The following is a 1,253-nucleotide window of genomic DNA, read 5'->3' on the forward strand; positions in this document are numbered from 1 at the left end:
GGTCATGACGCTGTTCATGTTCTCGCTGGCCGGCGTGCCGCCCACCGTGGGTTTCTATGCCAAGCTGGCCGTGCTGCAGGCCCTGGTGGCCACGCAGATGCCGTTCTACCTGTGGCTCGCAGGCTTCGCCGTCGTCGTGTCGCTGGTTGGCGCCTTCTATTACCTGCGCATCGTTAAGGTCATGTTCTTCGACGCCCCGACCGATACGGCCCCGCTGGCTGCGCCGGCCGACGTGCGCTTCGTCATGACCCTCAACGGCGCCGCCGTGCTGGTCTTCGGCCTGCTGCCGGGTGGCTTGCTGGAGCTGTGCAAGGTCGCCATCCGCCAGGCCCTCGCCACCTGAACGCATCCATGGACCAGTCCGCCGCCGTCTGGCTGGTCCTCGCCGCGGCCGTCATCGCGGCCAACCTGCCTTACTTCAGCGAGAGGCTACTCCTCGTTGGCCCGCGCCAAGCGCCGAAAGCGGCCTGGTGGCGGCTGCTCGAACTGGTATTGATGGCCGCGCTGACCTTTGCCCTCGGCTCGGTGCTGGAGGCCCGCATCGGCCAGCGCCATGCGCAAGGCTGGGAGTTCTATGCCGCGGCGACCTGTCTCTTCATCACGCTGGGCTTTCCCGGCTTTGTCTGGAGATATTTGCGCCGTGGCCACCTCTGACAGCGAAGACCCCCATCTCGTCGAGCGCCTGCTCGAAAGCACACAGGTCTTCGCGGGCCACTTCCTCGACGTGCGCCGCGATCGTGTCGCGCTGCCGGACGGCACCGCCGCGCACCGCGAATACATCCGCCACCCCGGCGCCGTCATGGTCGTACCGCTGCTGGACGATGGCCGGTTGTTGATGGAGCGCCAATACCGCTACCCCATGGGCCGCGTGATGCTGGAGTTCCCGGCCGGCAAGCTCGACGCCGGCGAAGACCCGCTGGTCTGCGGTCGCCGTGAGCTGCTGGAGGAGACCGGCTACAGCGCCACCGAATGGGCCTATGCCGGTGTACTACACAACGCAATCGCCTACTCGGATGAAGGCATCCACATCTACTTCGCGCGTGGCCTGAACAAGGGCGAGCAGAAGTTGGACGAGGGCGAGTTTCTCGAGCTTGTCACACACACGGTCGACGATCTCGACCGCCTCGCCGCCCAAGGCGAGCTGACCGATGCCAAGACCCTGATCGGCCTGCTGTGGCTGCAGCGCTGGCAGCAGGGTGCCTGGGCGCTGGACTGGCTAAAGTAGCGCCCCTCGTCCAAGGCATACCTTGGCC

The 1,253-nt window shown here is 66.2% G+C and carries 3 protein-coding genes; all 3 read left to right on the plus strand.

Annotated features, from left to right (window positions below; genetic code table 11):
* Positions 1-343 (plus strand): proton-conducting transporter transmembrane domain-containing protein (locus tag AC1DU6_RS31785; RefSeq protein WP_477862177.1); only part of this gene is annotated, 343 nt, incomplete at its 5' end.
* Positions 344-351: 8 nt separating this feature from the next.
* On the plus strand, positions 352-654 hold the full coding sequence (locus AC1DU6_RS31790) for a DUF2818 family protein (RefSeq protein ID WP_056196937.1): 303 nt from the start codon (positions 352-354) through the stop codon (positions 652-654).
* The gene (locus AC1DU6_RS31795) at positions 641-1,225 is read left to right on the plus strand and encodes an NUDIX domain-containing protein (RefSeq protein WP_056196939.1); all 585 of its coding nucleotides are present in this window, start codon (positions 641-643) and stop codon (positions 1,223-1,225) included. The genes AC1DU6_RS31790 and AC1DU6_RS31795 overlap by 14 nt, the downstream gene beginning before the upstream one ends.
* The last annotated feature ends 28 nt before the right edge of the window (positions 1,226-1,253 follow it).

The organism is Roseateles sp. P5_B10 (genome assembly GCF_056400485.1).

Excerpts from the sequence above, each read along its gene's own strand:
- AC1DU6_RS31790 (WP_056196937.1), top strand. The coding sequence starts at position 352 with ATGGACCAGTCCGCCGCCGTCTGGCTGGTCCTCGCCGCGGCCGTCATC.